The sequence below is a fragment of the Blautia sp. aa_0143 genome (assembly GCF_004167315.1).
GTDB lineage: Bacteria > Bacillota > Clostridia > Lachnospirales > Lachnospiraceae > Blautia_A > Blautia_A fusiformis.
On record NZ_RCXU01000024.1, the window covers coordinates 41,502 to 59,663 of the forward strand.

At 47.6% G+C, this 18,162-nt stretch carries 10 protein-coding genes; 1 reads left to right on the top strand and 9 read right to left on the bottom strand.

The annotated features are described in order from the left end of the window. Nucleotides 1-1,860 carry a glycosyltransferase family 2 protein gene (locus EAI83_RS12690; RefSeq protein WP_118368919.1) on the bottom strand — a complete coding sequence of 620 codons (1,860 nt, stop codon included), beginning with the start codon at nucleotides 1,858-1,860 and terminating at the stop codon, nucleotides 1-3. Between the two features lie 181 nt (nucleotides 1,861-2,041). Here EAI83_RS12690 and EAI83_RS12695 point away from each other — a divergent pair, with 181 nt between their 5' ends. Next, complete coding sequence (locus tag EAI83_RS12695; RefSeq protein ID WP_059086138.1) at nucleotides 2,042-3,289, top strand: D-alanyl-D-alanine carboxypeptidase family protein; 1,248 nt, start codon at nucleotides 2,042-2,044, stop codon at nucleotides 3,287-3,289. 109 nt (nucleotides 3,290-3,398) lie between these two features. Here EAI83_RS12695 and EAI83_RS12700 read toward each other — a convergent pair whose 3' ends face one another. The 8 genes from EAI83_RS12700 to rffA form a co-directional block, all read right to left on the bottom strand. After that, nucleotides 3,399-4,838: an ArnT family glycosyltransferase gene (locus tag EAI83_RS12700; RefSeq protein ID WP_022426967.1), complete on the bottom strand. Its 1,440-nt coding sequence runs from the start codon at nucleotides 4,836-4,838 to the stop codon at nucleotides 3,399-3,401. A gap of 11 nt (nucleotides 4,839-4,849) precedes the next feature. Further along, nucleotides 4,850-7,297: a glycosyltransferase family 2 protein gene (locus EAI83_RS12705; protein ID WP_118368917.1), complete on the bottom strand. Its 2,448-nt coding sequence runs from the start codon at nucleotides 7,295-7,297 to the stop codon at nucleotides 4,850-4,852. Further along, a complete protein-coding gene (locus tag EAI83_RS12710) occupies nucleotides 7,273-12,912 on the bottom strand; it encodes a glycosyltransferase (RefSeq protein ID WP_129975625.1) in 5,640 nt (1,879 codons plus the stop codon). The genes EAI83_RS12705 and EAI83_RS12710 overlap by 25 nt, the downstream gene beginning before the upstream one ends. A gap of 14 nt (nucleotides 12,913-12,926) precedes the next feature. Further along, nucleotides 12,927-14,249, bottom strand: coding sequence for an ABC transporter ATP-binding protein (locus EAI83_RS12715; protein ID WP_118625862.1), 1,323 nt, complete (start codon nucleotides 14,247-14,249; stop codon nucleotides 12,927-12,929). A gap of 132 nt (nucleotides 14,250-14,381) precedes the next feature. Continuing rightward, entirely contained in the window at nucleotides 14,382-15,188 is an 807-nt protein-coding gene (locus EAI83_RS12720; RefSeq protein WP_015527413.1) for an ABC transporter permease, read from the bottom strand. 11 nt (nucleotides 15,189-15,199) lie between these two features. Then, the gene (rfbC, locus tag EAI83_RS12725) at nucleotides 15,200-15,757 is read right to left on the bottom strand and encodes a dTDP-4-dehydrorhamnose 3,5-epimerase (protein WP_015527414.1); all 558 of its coding nucleotides are present in this window, start codon (nucleotides 15,755-15,757) and stop codon (nucleotides 15,200-15,202) included. A 27-nt stretch (nucleotides 15,758-15,784) separates the two neighbouring features. Further along, nucleotides 15,785-17,101, bottom strand: a complete 1,317-nt coding sequence (locus EAI83_RS12730) for a D-alanyl-D-alanine carboxypeptidase family protein (RefSeq protein ID WP_129975627.1) — start codon at nucleotides 17,099-17,101, stop codon at nucleotides 15,785-15,787. Between the two features lie 18 nt (nucleotides 17,102-17,119). After that, nucleotides 17,120-18,162 (bottom strand): dTDP-4-amino-4,6-dideoxygalactose transaminase (gene rffA, locus EAI83_RS12735; protein WP_129975629.1); only part of this gene is annotated, 1,043 nt, incomplete at its 5' end.

Consider the following 18,162-nt stretch of genomic DNA (forward strand, 5'->3'; position numbering starts at 1 on the left):
TTATCCCTTCTTCTTTCCCATTCCCGGAAGGGGCTTCAGGGAATAATTCCATTTGGTTAAAGAAAGATTTTTGTTATAGTATGGATCTCCTTTTTTCAGGATATCCAGCCAGTGACAGCGCATGTATTCGATCTCCGTCTGGAAACGGCGGACCTTTTCCTCGCTGTCCTCAGTGCCTCTTGACTTGGATTCGTAATGATAGAGCTTCACATACGGATCATAGACGATCAGATGGCCGTGGCTTCGCACCTTCAGACAGAGATCCACATCATTAAACGCAACTGCAAGCTCTTCCGTAAAGCCTCCTGCCTCCAGAAAAACTTCCTTCTTCATCATCATACATGCTGCAGTCACACAGCTCATATCCTGCAAAAGAGAGGCCTTATGGAGATATCCAGTACGCTCTGCCGGCATATTCACAAACATGTTCCCGGCAATTCCGCCCATTCCCACCACGCAGCCTGCATGCTGAATGGTGTTATCCGGATAGATCAGCTTGACGCCAACTGCACCTGTTTCCTTACGCTGGCACACGCTCAGCATCTCTGACATCCAGTCCGGATCGATGACCTTTACGTCATTATTCAGAAAAAGCAGGTAATCTCCTTTGGCATGGCGCACCCCGAAATTGTTGATGGCAGAATAGTTGAAGCCTTTTTTCCAGCGGATCAGATGGACCCTGGGATCCTCCGAAAGCTTTCTGTAATACCGGAAGATCTCTTCGGAGCTGCTGTTATTCTCCACAACGATGATCTCGTAATTTTTGTAGGCAGTTTTTTCAAAAATGGATTCCACGCAAGCCTGAAGCGTTTCTTTCTCCTCACGGTTTGGAATGATAACAGAAACCAGAGGTTCTCCCTGCACCGGATACTTCACACGGTAAAATCCAAAATCCGGAGTATGCTCCACGGTTCCCGGAGTTCCGGTCCGTTTGAGATTCCCCTCAATGGCACGTCTGCCGGCTTCAAAAGCATACATCTTGCTTGCCGGATTATCTGCTGTGGAGGATTTGTGGGTCCTCCAGTGATAAAGGATCTCCGGTACATGGACCACTTCCCTGGCCTGCTCCACACAGCGGAAAATGAAATCATAATCCTGGGCGCCGTCAAATTCCCGGCGGAATCCGCCCACTGTCTGCACTACGGAACGTCTTACCACCAGAAAATGGCAGATATAATTATTGGATCTTAAAAGATCCAGGTTAAAGTCCGGTTTCAGATGGGGCTGAAAATGTTCAGAAAGATCTGTCGTGACCTTATCCTCATCTGTATAGATCACATCCGCCTCTGGATGCTCCTCCAGTGCCGCCGCGATCTCATACAATGCATTAGGTGCCAGCAGATCATCATGATCCAGAAGTGCGATAAAATCACCCTCTGCCATGGCAAAAGCCGCGTTTGTATTTTCTGCAATGCCAAGATTCTCTTTCAGATCCTGATAGCGGATCCTCCTGTCCATCTCTGCATAGGATCTCAGCACAGTCTGCATGTCTGGATCCTCCGGACTTCCGTTTGCCAGACACAGCTCCCAGTTCTCATATGTCTGTGCAAGGAGAGAGTCCAGCATCTGTCTTAAAAAACGCTCCGGTGTCAGATATGCAGGTACCACAATGCTGATCAACGGCCCATCCGGAAATTTGCGTTTCCGCTGCTTCTCCAGTGTTTCCTCGTCAGGTCTGTATGCCTCATACCATGGTCCGTAAGGAACCTCTTCCGGTTCAAAACGTTCATGAAGCCGGATCCAGAACTCTTTCAGACCATAATGCTTCAGGTATCTTAGGCCCTTCTGTACTGTATAGGGGGAAAGCTTCTTTATAAGTCTGTCCCATTGGATCTTTCCTGTAGAATCATCTTTACTCATATATTATCTCCGTATTACTCAGTTTGATGTTACTGTTCACTCTGTTCTCAGTAACAGTTTGATGAACATATTTTACCATTCCATCATTTTTTTTGCAAGGAAGAGAGGAAATGTGTTATACTGAGCTTACGTATGTATTGCTTACATAAGAATTATTTTTTATACAGGAGTACCATTTATCATGAAAAAATCAAGAATAACCACAGCGCTTCTGGCTATTGGGATCTCCGCTTCCATGGTGTTCCAGACTCCAGTTTTCGCCACAGAAGAAACCGCTGTTGCTGTATCCTCCGGTATTACCACCAATGGGATCAGCGGATGGCCTCAGGGGCCTGAGATCACTTCCGCATCTGCCGTGATCATGGAAGATACTTCCGATACGATCCTCTATGCCAAGGATATGGACACCACGCTTTCTCCGGCCGGCGCAGTTAAGATCATGACCTGTCTTCTGGCACTGGAGAACAGCCAGCTTGACGATCAGGTTACCATGACAGAAACCGGCGTATCCGGTGTTACAGACGGAGGCGCTCATATTTCCTCACAGCTCGGAGAGGTATTTACCATGGAGCAGTGCCTTTACGCTCTGATGCTGGCCTCTGCCAATGACATTGCACTCCAGGTTGCAGAACAGATCGGTGGATCTGTAGATGCCTTTGTCCAGAAAATGAACGACCGTGCCAAGGAGCTAGGATGTACCAATACGGTATTCACCAATCCTACCGGTCTCCCGGATGACAACCAGCATACCACAGCACATGATCTGGCTCTGATCATGCAGGCGGCTATCCGTAATGACAGCTTCCGCACCATCTCCGGAGCCACCTCCTATACGATCCCAGCTACCAATGTTTCCGGCGGTACCCGTAACCTGACAAGCTCTTTTACCATGACAGATCCTGCATCCGCTTCCTATTATGAAGGATGTATCGGCGGTCGTGAAAGTACCACCACTGCTTCCGGAAGCGTTCTTGTCACATCTGCACAGCGAAACGGTACTACTCTGATCGCAGTAGTCATGAACGGAGCGACCGGTCAGACAGCCAACGAAGCGATCTCACTTCTGGATTACGGTTTTTCCAATTTCCAGCTTCTGGATCTCAGCGAGGATGATTTTCACATCCTGTCCGGCGGCACTGTAATGGTTCCATCCGGCGCGACCGCAGACGACCTGACTACGGAAGATACGGAATCTGATGGTCAGATCTTACGCACCTATTCCTTTGGCGGAACTCAGGTGGGAACTGCAGTTGTCGAGGATCCCTCCCAGGAAAGCTCCTCCGATGTACTGGAAAATGATGAAAACATGGATTCTGCAAAAGCTTATTCCGAATCCAGATCCCAGATCCCGTATTTTGCCATTGGCGGTGTGGGCATCCTGCTCCTGATCCTTCTGCTGTGGCGCATGATCCGGATCATCCGTTCCTGATCTTGGTCCCCAGGCGGATATACTTCAGAATTAAAAAATCCCTCCTATGTACCGGTCATATCCGGATACATAGAAGGGATTTTTTTCTGCCATCTCACCCATCGGGGTGTCAGCCATAAAACGGAACTACCAGGAAGATATAGCATAAAAACGGCGAAGCAGCCAGAAGTGCTGTCAGGACCCGGTATATCCACATTCTGATATTTTCCTTTTTTACAAAACGCTCAAGCAGACGATTCCAGCCGGCTGTCACAAAATACATGGCCGGATACAGTGCCGGCATGATATAACGTCCCTGTGCCTGGTTGTCACTATAATATACATAATACATAAACAGACCCACAGGGATCAGGATCAGAAGGATCAGCAGCAGATGAAAGATCCCTTTTCTGTCCCATTTATCGTACACGGTTATTGTTTTTATCTTCAGCTTTTCACTTCCTGCTGCTTTTCGTTCTTTTACCACAGTACGTTTCTTCGGATAAAATATTCCCAGCATGGTCAAAATACCGATCCCACCCATTCCAAAGAACAGGAAATATGCCTTGCTCACACTATAAGGCATATAGATCTGCATCAGGCCAAAGGTTCCGATAAAGCTTACCAGAACTGTCAGCAGCCAGTTATGCTGCCAGCCCGGGTCCTGATACAGAAGGATATCCTTCCATGACCAGTTCAGCTTCTCCGGTGTAGGGTATCTGGACGGTCTGTAATCAACAGCCGCATATTTTTCCGCACACTGTGCACAGGCTTTTCTTCCGATAAGATCTCCGTCATAGAGAACGGCATTTCGTATAAACCACCAGCCGCATAAGGCAAGGGTTACTGCCGCGATCACGATCCCTCTCCGGAGCAGAAATGCAACTCTCTGTTTTACCGGCTCTTCCCTGCACAGAAGGACTGTCAGGCAGAAAAACAGGAAGCTGCATAAGATCCATCCGTAGGCATTATAGTAGGACAGTGCACAGACTGCCATTCCAACAGCCAGAAGGATCGAATTTCTGAAGCTCCAGTCTCTCGCTTCCAGATAACAGGACCAGGAATACAGGATCATCGCCATGGATAAAAGCGCCAGGGAATCCGTGTTTACATAAGTTCCCAGAAACAATGCCTGCGGCATAAAGCCTGCCAGTGCGGCAAACAGCCATCTTCCCTCTTTCGGAAAAAGCTTTCCGGATGCTTTCACCACAAAATATACCGCTCCAGTCACAAAGAGCACATCTGCCATCCTCGCCGCATGGAGTAATCCGTCTGCAGATGCATGGAACAAACCTGCGATCCCCATAAAGACAGCAGATACCATATAGGAAAGGATCGGATAATAGGCATAGGAAATCCCCCATGTCGCATCACGGATGGTTGGCTCATCTCCAAGAGGCAGCTTTCCCGGATGCTCATGAAGATACTGTGCCACCATGTAGCGCATTTTTTCATCGGGGCCTGCCCCCAGGGGCTGCATAAACGCCCATGCAGTCAGGAGCAGAAATGCTGCCAGGACAAGAACCCCTGCCTGAACTCTCTCATCCTTCCAGATTTTTTTCTTTTCCAAAATATAACCTCCTATATCCGCTTCAGAGAGAAATCCTGGCTCTCCAGTGTAAGGTTCGGATTATAGTAAGGATCTCCGTCACGGAGGATCTCCGGCCAGTGCTTCTCAAAGGAAGCGATCTCGCGGTTAAATCTTGCCACCTTCTCCGGTGTATCCTCAAGACCTCTGGATTTGGATTCATAGTGATAAAGCTCCGCATAAGGATTGTATACAACCAGATATCCGGCTTTTCCCAGACGAAGGCAGAAATCTATGTCATTAAAGGCAACCTGAAATTCCTCACTTAATCCGTGAACCTTATCAAAGGCCTCACGCTTCACCATCATGCAGGCTGCGGTTACAGCGCTGTAATCCTGGGCACAGATGATCCTGTGGCAGTATCCGGTAGCGTCTCTCTTCTGCTGCACAAAGCAGTGTCCCGCAATACCGCCGAAGCCAACGACTACTCCTGCATGCTGCACGGTATCATCCTCATAATAGAGCCGCGCTCCTACAGCTCCCACATCCGGTCTCATACAGTATCCCAAAAGCTGCTCCAGACAGTCCGGACTGATGATCTCCGTATCATTGTTGAGAAGAAGCAGATAGTCACCCTTAGCATGAGCAGCTCCGAAATTATTGATGGCAGAATAGTTGAAAATACCATCCCAGTACACCACATGGGCTTTCGGATTGGATGCTTCCAGCTCTTTATAGTAAGCAAAGGTCTCATCCTCCGTACTGTTATTCTCCACGATCACATACTCATAATTGCGGTAAGTTGCCTTTTCTTCGATGGAATCAATACATCTCTTCAGATCATCGATGTGATCCTTGTTTGGGATGATAATGGAAATCAGCGGTTTTTCCTCCCAGAGGAATTTTGTACGGTAAAGTCCAAGATATTCACCCTTTTCGATTTCCACCGGAACTCCGATCCTGTCATAATGAGCCTTGATGGCACGTGCTCCTGCATCAAAGGCATACATTTTGCTTTCCGGATTCTCTGCTGTGGAATCCTCATGGCATCTCCAGTGATAAAGGATCCTGGGGATATGATGGATCTGCTCTCTTCCCGCAGCTTCCACACAGCGGAACACAAAATCATAATCCTGTGCACCGTCAAATTCCTTTTTCAGCATTCCGATCTGATCCACGATTTCTTTTTTTACGACAAAAAGATGACAGATGTAGTTTACTGTACACAAAAGATCAATATTGAAGTCCGGTTTGAAATGCGGCTGAAAGAATTTGTGCCCGTCCATGGACATCTTATCTTCATCGGAATACAGAACCTTAAGCTCCGGATCCTCATTCAGCGCTTTCACACACCGGAACAAGGCGTCCGGCGTCAGCTCATCATCATGATCTGCAAACACGATAAAATCTCCTGTTGCCGCTTTCATGGCCGCATTGGTATTCTCTGCGATCTGAAGTGCCTGGTCGTTGCGGATCACACGGATCCTGTCATCACTTTTTTCCAGCCTGTTCAGATAATCGGTAAGAGGAGAATCTACTCCGCTTCCGTCGGAAAGACAGAGCTCCCAGTTCCCGTAGGTCTGGGCTTCTATGGAATCTACCAGCTGCTGGAGATATTTTTCCGGTGTTTTGTAAAGCGGGATCACAATACTGAATTTTGGATTCCTGGAAAATTTCGTTTTTCTTTCTTCTGCAAGCTCTGCCTTGTCCGGCAGATGCTTCACAATCCATTTGGAATAATCCACCGGACGGTTTTTACGGTCCAGCACCTTTCCAAATACCTTTCCGGTAAGGGCTGCTGCCCCGTGAAGCTTCATGTAACGGCTTCCCTTACGGAAATATACCGCAACTTTCTCCGCAAGGCGCTTCTGTGGCTGCAGATGTACCAGACGAAGCGTCCGCACATTGCCTGCCTCAAATACAATGTAGAATTCCTTCACACTGTCATAATGGAATTCAAAGAAAAAACCGCTCTTCTCATCGATCTCTGTTTCCTGGTACTGATTCTGTACATCCACACGTTTCAGTCTGGTGATCTCGCAGGGGATTTCCTTCCGGCTGCGATCCTCCAGGCGTATGGTCAGGGGGCTGTTAAAGGCTGCCCAGCCACGGACACGGCAGATCTTTTCCCCGGCTTCCACCTCGATGCTCTCAATAAAGTACTGCGGTTTTCCCTGTTTCCTGTAAAGCTGTGCTGCAGGAACAGAAAACCACCGGACACGTTTTTCACCCTTTACCGCATAAACAACAAGCTTCTTTTTGCCCTCCAGATCCGGCAGGCAGATTTCCATCTGCACACGTTCTCCGTTTACCAGATCCAGATCCTTAAAGCGCTCCAGGGCGCTGACACGCTCCTGGGCACTGATGGCTGCCGGAAGCTTTTCCCCGTCAAGAACGGCTTCCGGCTTATGATCCTTCGGCCAGGTTCCCTGAAGGTGATACAGAGAACTGTCCTTCAGGTCAAACCTGTCCTTTTCTACTTCGTATAGCTCTCGCTGCATAACAATTCCTCCATTGCATCCTTTCCGGTATTTACTGTAAGGTAATGTTCCATAACCTTCTGATGTGCAGCCTCACCCATGGCTTTTCTGGCCTTCTCATCAGTAACCAGAGCTTCCAAGGCATTGACCCACTCTTCTTTTGTGGTGCACATCCAGCCATCTTTTCCGTTTTCGACCACGTATTCCATCTCACAGTTACGGCTCATGACACTCGGAACCTTTACAAGGGCAGCCTCTGTCCACTTATTCTCGGATTTGCACCAGTGGAACAGGCTGTTCTCCAGTGGCATCAGATTGATATCAAGTCCTGCGATCACGGCAGGCAGCTGTCTCCAGTCCATAAACGGAAGCTTCTCGATGCGGTTCTGCACCGGCTCCATTCCGGATTCATCCAATACACCCACCAGCTTCAGGTAAACCTCCGGGTGGCGCTCCATCACCTCCAGAAGTGCTGCCTCCACCTGGGCAAAATCCTGATCATGCGTTTTGGAACCACTTAAATATCCGATATAGATCCGGTCTTTAGCCTTGTCTGTCTGCTCCACAGCCTCGTGAGACAGGATCTCCATCTCCATACTCATACAGTTTCGGTTGATCACCACCGGTTTTTCCGGAAATTCTTCCCGGATCTCTCCTGCCAGTGTCTCCGTAGATGTAAAATATCCGTCGCAGAATCCCATACATCCGCGGATACGGTCTGTAGTTGTGCGGAAGTCACTGTACTCGCTTCCCTTCAGGAAATGCAGCCCGGAAATTTTTTCGTAATTAAATACCAGGTCATCCACATCATAGTAAACAGGGATTCCGGCTGCTTTCGCCCGGTTGGCAAGCAGTTCTGCTTCCATCAGCTTGCTGCAGCGGTACATCACGATCGCTGTATATTCCTCGATCTTTTCCTGCTCTGCCTGGTCTATCTGGATAAACTTCGATGCATAGCCTTTAAGGATCAGCTGCTCCCGGAAATGCTCCACACGATATCTGGAAGCAAAGGAAATCTCCTCTCCTACGAAAAGAAGCCTGCGTTTTTCCACAGGGAGCTCACTTTCGCCGAGAGTTTTCCACAGAGAAATCATCTCTTCCACAATATTCTCCGGCTTCTCATCTTTCAGGACAAGGCCCTTGGCATAGCGTTTCACACGTTCTACAGGTGCACCTACCGGAAGTACCGCTACCGGAAATCCCATGGAAATGATCTCCGAGGTTGTGTAGGAGAAGGTCTCCGGCCATACGGACGGGATCAGGAACATATCAATATCCTGCTCCAGGGTAAGTCTTGGAATCTCCTCTCTTGTATATCTTCCTGTCTGGGAAAATACCGGACTTTCGATCTCTTCGTCGGAAGTACCGATCAGTCTCAGACGGATATTCAGTTCATTCTCTTCGATATATCCTGCAAGCGCCTTCACAACCTCCAGGCCTTTTTTGTAGCAGAGTACGCCGATAAGACCAATGTTAAAGGTCTCTGTGGTTTTTTTATTTTTTTTCACTGCCGGAAGGTAATGGGGTGCATGCGGGATCACATGGAGATTGTATACATCCGGATAAGCACGCTTGAACAGCCTTGCCGTATCATCGGAAAATGCACGGATCTCATCACAGTTTGACAGAAATTCCCGGAATTTTGTACGCCAGAGCGTTCCGGTTCCGTATTCTGTGCAGGCATTGCTGCGGTTATCCGGAATACATTTATCGCAGACCTCACAGGATGGAACACCACAGTATTTTCCTTCTGCATCGATCAGATTCACTGCCGGGCAAAGGGCAAAGAAATCATGAAGAAGCATAAGGAGCTTCGCACCCTGCTCTCTCTTAAGACGCAGGATACGTTCCAGGGTTCCGTAAATATTCTGATAGGTCACAAGCTCGTTGATCCAGATCTCATCCACACGCATCAGCTCACCAAGGGCAGTTTCCAGATCATTTGCAAAAAATTCCATCTCATACTGCTTATACTGATACGTAAAGTAAAAACGATTGCTTACGATATTATAGCGGATGGTCACAAAACGGTATCCTTCCCGCAGAGCCAGACGTCTTTTCTCCACAAGATAAGCCGTTGCACCGCCGCCAAGATCATGGTCAAAGGCCACAATGGTAGGCACATCCAGCTTCCTGTTGAGAAGCTTCATTTCCACGTAGAGTCTTACCGGACGAAGCGGGTCTCTTCTGCAGTAATCCGCAGTATCCTTGTTGTAATCCGGATGCTTGCGGAGCAGCGCCTCACTGTGCTCTTTCAGAAGTCTCTGCTTTTCCTCAGACGGGAAGCTTCCACCATGCTTGTGATATACAAACAGGTTATCCACATGCACGTTCTCATAGCCTGCAGCTATGGCACGCTGGCACCAGTCATTCTCCTCACCGTAGCCTTTTCCGAAATTCTCCTCATCCAGAAGGCCAACCTCCTGGATCGCTTTCAGGTTCATACCCATGCAGAAGCCCACACCGGTAGGCATAGCCGGATACTGCGGACGGATCATGCGGAATTCATCATCGATCTCCCACAGCGGCATTCCCTCAAACAGTTTGTTATCCCGGCAGAAATCCGGGAAGCTGCAGATGGTTCCGCAGGTGGTAAACGGTGTAGTAGTTGCAATATTTTCCTTTGCAAAGATCGGAAGCATCAGGCGCTCCAGCCACTCTTCCGGAACCTCCACATCTGTATTTACAAGAGCCACATGATTTTCCGCCATCTTTAATCCACGGTTTACAGACGGAAGAAAGCCCATATTGGTCTCATTATTCAGAAGTACCACATTGTCATGCTCTGCGGCATATTTTTCCAGATAGTTTCCTACCTCAGGATCCGGACTCTTGTCATTTACGATGATCAGACGATAAGGAACCTTCGTTTTTTCAATTCCGGAAAACAGGGCATCAAAATACTCCAGTCCGTTGTAAACCGGCACGATCACATCCACCTTCTGCTGATAGACTGCCTGTGGATATGCCTTTCTCGTGCTGCGTACATGACGCTGTTTGAAATGGCGGAGATTTCCGATACTCTTCGGATCTTCGATCGCGTATACCAGAAGCTCTTTCTGATCCCTGGTTCCCGGGATCTTTCCGATAAGGAATCTTCCGGTATCCGCTGCGGTTCCGTATTCCAGGAAAACAGAAGTCTCTGCCGGCGCAAGAACCGTTGCCAGGAAAGAAAACCCGGCACTTTCCGCATCCGGATTTCCAATGGCATTAGCCACATCCGTACGGTAGATCGTAGTACAGGAAGCCTCCTGAAGCTTCTGTGTTCCCTGATAAAATGCGATCCTTGGCTGTCCCATAGACGCAAACGTCGGATCAAAGGCCCAGCCAATGGCATTTAAGGTGCCATTCTCATAATGGAAGAAATCAACACTGCCCATACAGGTAGGAGTTGTCTCCACTCCCATCACTGCCGCCGGCTCTGTATGATAGCGAAGAACCTTTTTGACCAGTCTCTTTACCTGCGCTTTTTTGCCTGGATGACGAAGGGCCTCTTCCTGCGCACGTGCTGCTTCCTCTGCAGCTTGCTTTGCGGCACGTTCAGCCTCTTTTCTGATACGCTCCTGTTCTCTTCGTACTTCACGCTCTTTTTCAAAGGCCAGAAGCTTTTCCACATCCGGAAGCTCAAGGCAGTCAAGTTTTCCCTCTATTACAATCCTGTCCACATTTTCCGGGTGTGTAACATCGATAAGATAAAAGCCATCGGTGGTAAAAAACGCAGTGGTACTGTTATCCACTTTCATATGGACACCCTGAGGCACAAGCTCCGCGCTGCATCCACAATCCAGACGCTCTATCCTCACTTTCAGGAAATGACCGTTTGCGGGATTCCAGCGGAGATTTCGTATTCCTTTGATACCGGAAAGCGCAAACTCTACCCGGAAACGGTTTCCGGAAAGTTTTCCCTCTGCATAAAGTGTATGCTCTTCACAGAATCCCTCACCAAGATCATAGTATATCTTGCTGTGCATCTGATGCTTTTCTCTTTCTCTGTTCACCAGCTCTGTTACGGAAACCGGCACTTTTTTCTGTTCAAACGGGATCAGAGAACCACAGCCCACATACTCATAGACGAAATGCATGGTCCAATCCATAAATATCTCATAGTCTGTATAGCTGATGTCAAACTCCGCCATCATCTCATCCTCATGACATAACCGCGGCAGCTCAGAAACATGTGTATACAGTTCATGGATCAGGCGCCACATGATAAAATTCACAGGCACAGGGAAATCAAACATCCACTCATAATCTATGATCTGATTTTCCTTTTCTCCCATAAAGATGTTGCTGCAGATCAGGTCCACATTGGCCGGGCAGACACATTCGTAATCCTCTCTTCCCGGATGATCACCAAATACCTCGCGGAACTCTCCGGTCCTGTAATCCACAACCTGACGAGCCCCGAAAAATTCCTGATAGAATTTTTTAAGAAGGGCCTTGATCTCTTCAAGATCTTCTTTATAGGCAAGCTCTGCGATTTCCTGGTGAAGAGTTTTTCCAGTAAGGAGCGGATAAGAGATCTTTCCGTTTTCTGCCCTGCAGGGAAGATTCTTGTATTTATCGGATCCAGTACTCTCTGTTCCGGTTTTTTCCAGTTTTTCCACAAATTCCTCAGCCTGGGGCACCATAGCCTCTTTTTCCGCACGGACCTCTCCGTTCTCCCGGACGATCCTGGTCAGAAGACGGAACTTTTCTTTTCGCTCCTGGTTCAGCTTCACATAAAGGATTTCCTCCGGGTCCCGGTTTTCGGTACGTCCTGCCTCCACAAGAAAAGAATTCACAAAGCTGTCCAGGATCTTCTCTTTTTCGAAGGCCTTTACGCCTTCACTTTCTGCAAAAAGATCTGCTGTCTTATCTGTGTATACAGGATAGCTTCTTCCGTAGGAATTGGTATAAAGGCTCTCATCTGTAAAAATCTCTGTCGGAAATTTGTAATCCGGATACGGGTAGTAAAAGCGCAGAAAAGGAAAGCCGCTGTTTTCCAGCAGCTCTCCCAGTTCATTCTTGGAAAAGGTGCGCACAGACTGATTTCCCGGATATCCATTGATTCCGAAAAAGTGAAGATCTGTGTGATCCTCCGGTGCTCCGGCAAAGTACTTCAATCCCAGTCTGTTCTCAATGGCGATCAGAAGTCTTCCCTCCGGCTTCAGATAAGCGCCCATACGCTGAAGAAATGTCTCGTAAGGAGTTTTTCCCTCGGTAAAGCTCATGGCATACTCCAGCACACCGTTTACTACCACATAGTCGAATTTTTCCGGAAAAGTCATGTCATTCAGGTTTCCAACCATGATCGTCAGATTTTCCTTATCCCTGTTTCTCGCATAATTGATATCTGCCCGACGTTTGGAAAGCTCCACGGAAGTCACATGACCGGCCTTGCGGCAAAGCATTCCGGTAATGGCTCCGCATCCGGCTCCGATCTCCAGAACGGAATCCGCCTTTTTCAGAGGATACCAGCTTAAGATATTCTCCCGCAGCCCTGAAAAATGGTAGACCATTGGAAAACTCACCTCTTCCTCCGGCAAGTCTTCAAAAGATTTGCCTTCCTGTGCCATTTTCAGAAGTGTTTCCTCGATATCCCCATCGGAATAATGATCCTTCGCCGTATAATAATCTAAATTCAACTCCGCCATAGTCGTTCCTCCACTTATTTCACAGATACTTTGGAAAACAGATCAAAATATCCCACTGCTTTCTTATCTGTGATCACGGTCAGGTTACACACATCGTAAAGACGATGAAATACGGTAAAATCGCCGTCTTTATATCCGGTGCAGCCCAGACACAGCATATATTCCCCTGCCTCCAGAGGCATCACCTGTTTGAAGGTGATCTCACGGACATCGCCTGCCTTCTGCGGTTTCAGAGGCGTATGTTCATACATGGTATTGGTTCCTGTGATCTCGGTGCCTTTCAGATCTTTCAGGGTAAATGCAAAGATCGGATCGCTGACATCTGCCTGGAACTTCACTTTCATCTGAACGGAAAATTCCTTGCCTTTTTCGATCACATTGGTGATCATACCTGTATCATCCCGGATGGCAAAATCCACGATCTCGCCAAGCTTACTGCCGTATTCCAGGACCTTGGGATTCAGGTTCAGGCTGTCCTTCATAGCTTTACCGCTTCCGGTATGTGCTTTCAGTGAAACGTCTGCTCCGGCTGCCTGGTTCTCCGTCGCCTGTCCCTCTTCTGCATCGTCTGTGTTTTCTTCCAGATCTGCATCGTCATACTGATTGACCAGCACACGACGGTAAAGATTGACCATCTCCTTGGCACCACCCTCTGCAAGCTTCTCACCTTTGTTTAGAAGCACAACACGGTCACAGTATTTTCCGATGCTGCTCAGGTCATGGCTTACAAACAGAATGGTCTTCCCCATTTCCTTGAACTCTTCGAACTTCCGGTAACATTTTGCCTGGAAAAATACATCTCCCACGGAAAGAGCCTCATCAACGATCAGAATCTCCGGATCGATATTGATAGCTACCGCAAAAGCCAGACGCACGAACATACCACTGGAGTATGTTTTTACCGGCTGATAGATAAAATCACCGATATCTGCAAAATCCAGAATAGACTGCAGCTTGGCATCGATCTCTTCCCTGGAAAAACCGATCATGCTTCCGTTGAGATATACATTTTCAAGTCCGGAATATTCTCCGTTAAATCCGGCTCCCAGCTCCAGAAGCGCTGAGATTCTTCCGTTTACGGCTATTTCCCCGGCCGTGGGCGAAAGTACGCCGGTGATGATCTTCAGGATCGTGGATTTACCAGAACCATTTGTTCCGATAATTCCCACTGTTTCTCCCTTATGCACCTGAAAGGATACATGGTTGAGCGCATAATGCTCTTTATATTTCTTTTTTCTGGATAATCCCAGGGACTCCTTAAGACGATCCATAGGATTATCGTAAAGCTTGTACATCTTACTGACATCATTTACTGAAATCGCAATATCTTCTGCCATTTTCAACCTCACTTTTGTGTAAATCGTTCACTCTCACAATCTGCCGCCGTTCTGCTTTTTATCCTTACAGAGCAAATCCCCCATGGGAACTGTCAGATCCGGATCAGGCGGATATCCGCCATCCGCATTCAATTAAAGCACATCTGCAAAATGCGGCTTCAGACGTTTGAATATCACAGATCCCAGTCCGAAAAGCAGGATCGTAACTACCCAGAAATAGATCGTCCATGAAGCATGGTTCCAGATCCCGATATGACCAAGCATGGAATCGCGGTAACCCGTAACTACATAGTACATCGGATTCAGCTTAAACAGCTTGATCAGCCATGGATGTGAAGAAAGCATATTGATATCCCACATGATCGGTGTAAGCCATACACCCACCTGAAGAAAAATACTGATGATCTGGGTCAGATCACGGAAAAAAATGACGATCGCACTTGTAGCATACACGAGTCCCAGTACAAAAAGGAAGGTGCAGACAGAGTAATAAATGATCTGCAATGTATAAAGGCTTGGTGTATATCCGTAGCATGCACATAAGATCAGCGCAAAGGCCACAAAGAAAACATGCACGAAAAGTGCGGAGATGATCTTTACGATGGGAAGGATGCTGATCTTGAATACAACCTTCTTCACAAGATAATTGTATTCGATCAGGGCATTGGTTCCACCGTTTAATGCATCCTGGAAGAAAAACCACGGCACGATACCGGATACCAGATAGAGTACAAAAGGGTAATCCGATACCGTTCCGGCCTTCAGTCCTACGGAAAATACAAACCAGTAGACCAGGATCGTTACGATAGGCTGGATAAATGCCCAGACAATACCAAGATAGGATCCTGCATATTTTGTTTTGAAATCATTTTTTGCAAGGCTTAAAACCAGCTTTCGATTCTGGTACAGCTCCGCCGGCAAAGCTAATATTTTCTTCATTCTGCAATTCCTTATCGATTCTTATATTCCTCGAAGCTTCCCCACTTCTGGTCCTTGTCGGAGAAAATAAGCTCCATACCTTCCGGGATCGGCCACTCAACGTTAATGTCCTTGTCATTCCAGATCAGTCCGCCCTCATCGTTTGGATGATAGAAATCAGAGCACTTGTAAGTGAACTCTGCATTCTCGGAAAGTACCAGGAAGCCATGAGCAAATCCCTTAGGAATAAAGAACTGTTTCTTGTTTTCTGCGGAAAGGACTACACCATACCATTTTCCAAAGGTCTTGGAGCCTTCACGAAGGTCAACCGCAACATCAAACACTTCTCCGTTTACCACACGTACCAGCTTGTCCTGGGGATAGCTGATCTGGAAATGAAGTCCGCGGAGAACACCATAACGGGAGCTGGACTGATTGTCCTGAACGAATTCCACATCAATGCCTGCTTCCTTGAAATCGTTATAATTGTATGTTTCCATGAAATATCCTCTGGAATCACCAAATACAGTTGGCTCGATCACTTTCAGTCCTTCAATATCTCCGCACTGTGTTACTTTTATTTTTCCCATTTTTTCTTTCTCCTTTTCTGTTTTGATTTATTTGTGATGTTTCTTTTCTTTTATTCTGAGAGCCGCAAGAAGGGCGATCAGGATCAGGATCATCGCTGCCATGATCATAAGAAGGATCTTACGCAGGGCAGGAATGCTCTTTTTTTCGCTGGTACTCTCTCCGGCTGTACTCTTCTCTGTTGTTTTGCTGTTATCTTCCTCTGCTGCTTCTGTGGAATCTTCCGCTTCGGAACTGTCCGCTTCCTGGCTGTCCTCTGTTGCAGCGGTCGGTTCCGGTACCGGTGTATCAGTTGCCTGTGCAACACTTGCGGTACCGATCAGATAATCTCCGAAATAGTAACCGGTTTCTGTTTTCCCATTGGTATTCTCTGACTTCTCGGTAAGGGAATTCAGCTCCACCCCTTTTGGAAGGAATACATAGCCGCCATTTACTTCTGTTTTTGTGAAATTCTCAAATGCGTAATTGAACATAGCTGTACTGTCCATACAGGAATTGGAAAGCTCTGTTCCACGCATAGTCACTGCAATATATGTGGTATTATCTCTGGTCACTCCTGTGACAAGTGTATGCCCTGCCGCAACGGTAGTTCCGGTTTTTCCACCAATGCAGCCTTCATAGTAAAATCCGCTTTCCGGTGCAAACATAGGATGATGGGTATGCAGGATCCTCTGCTGGCTGTTCATATTTGTAGGCTGGATGATATAGTCCGGTGTGCCCACGACCGTACGGAATGTTTCATTTTTCAGGCCTTCTCGGAAGATCAGCGCCATATCCCGTGCTGAAGAATAATGATTATCATCCGGAAGTCCGCTGGAATTTGCAAAATGTGTATTGGTACATCCGATCTCACTGGCGCGCTGGTTCATCATATCGATAAATGCCTGCTCTGTCCCGCCGATATGCTCTGCGATCTGTGCCGCAACGTCATTGGCAGACTGGATGATCAGAGCATGAAGACAATCCTCCATAGTCAGGACTTCGCCCACCTTTGTGCCGATATTACTGGAATCTGCCGTAACATTACGCACCCCGGTCTCTGTAAAGGTCACCTTCTCATCCATGGTGGAGTTCTCCACTGCCACCAGCAAGGTCATGATCTTGGTAATGCTGGCCGGATATCTCTGTTCATCTCCGCCCTTGTTATAAAGAACAACTCCTGTGTCTGCATCCATCAGGATACCGGTATCTGAGGTAATATCCGGTCCTGCCGGCCATCCCTGGATCTGGTTGGTGCTGATATCATATTTCGCATTCAGATCCACTGCAGCCATGGTCTGTAACGGCAGCATCAACGCCACACTGACTGCTGCGAAAACTGCCAGTAATTTTTTTGTTTTTTTCATAGCTCTCCCCTTCTTCTGTCAAAACCCGTCAAAGGAAGCAATCGCATCCACAACTCTCTTCGCATCCTCCATATCCAGATTATAGAACATGGGCAGTCGCATAAGACGCTCGCTTTCTTTTGTAGTATAAACATCTTCTCCGGAAAATCTTCCGAATTTTTTTCCTGCCGGTGCGGAATGAAGGGGTACATAATGGAACACACTGCAGATATCCTTTTCGCGGAGATATTTCAGAAGCCTTGTGCGTACCTGGATATCATGTACCTTAATGTAGTACATATGTGCATTATGTGTGCATTCTTCCGGTACATAAGGCTGCTGGATCTTTCCTTCCTCCGCCAGAAACCTGAGGTTCTCATTGTAAAAATCATAGATCTGCATCCGCTTATCGCTGATCTTCTTATGCTGCTCCAGCTGGGCATAAAGATATGCCGCATTCAATTCGCTCGGAAGATAGGATGATCCATAATCCATCCAGCGGTATTTATCTACCTGACCACGGAAAAACTTACTGCGGTCCGTTCCTTTTTCTCTCAGGATCTCTGCCTTCTCCAGGTACTGATCCCCGTTGAACAGGATCGCACCTCCCTCTCCCATGGTATAGTTCTTAGTTTCATGGAAGCTGTAGCAGCCAAAATCTCCAATGGTACCAAGGGCTTTTCCCTTATAGTAGGCATCCACACCCTGGGCCGCGTCTTCCACTACCTTCAGATCATGTCTTCCGGCAATCTCCATGATCGTGTCCATCTCGCAGGCTACTCCTGCATAATGGACCGGAACGATCGCGCGGGTCTTATCTGTAATCGCCTGTTCGATCAGCTTCTCGTCAATATTCATGGTATCCGGCCGGATATCCACAAATACGATTCTTGCACCGCGAAGCACAAAGGCATCTGCCGTTGATACAAAAGTATAAGACGGCATGATCACCTCATCGCCAGGCTGGATATCTGCCAGAAAAGCAGCCATCTCCAGTGCATGGGTACAGGATGTTGTCAGCATCACATGACCCACATGAAAGCGCTCTTCCATCCATGCAGAACATTTCTTCGTGTAGATCC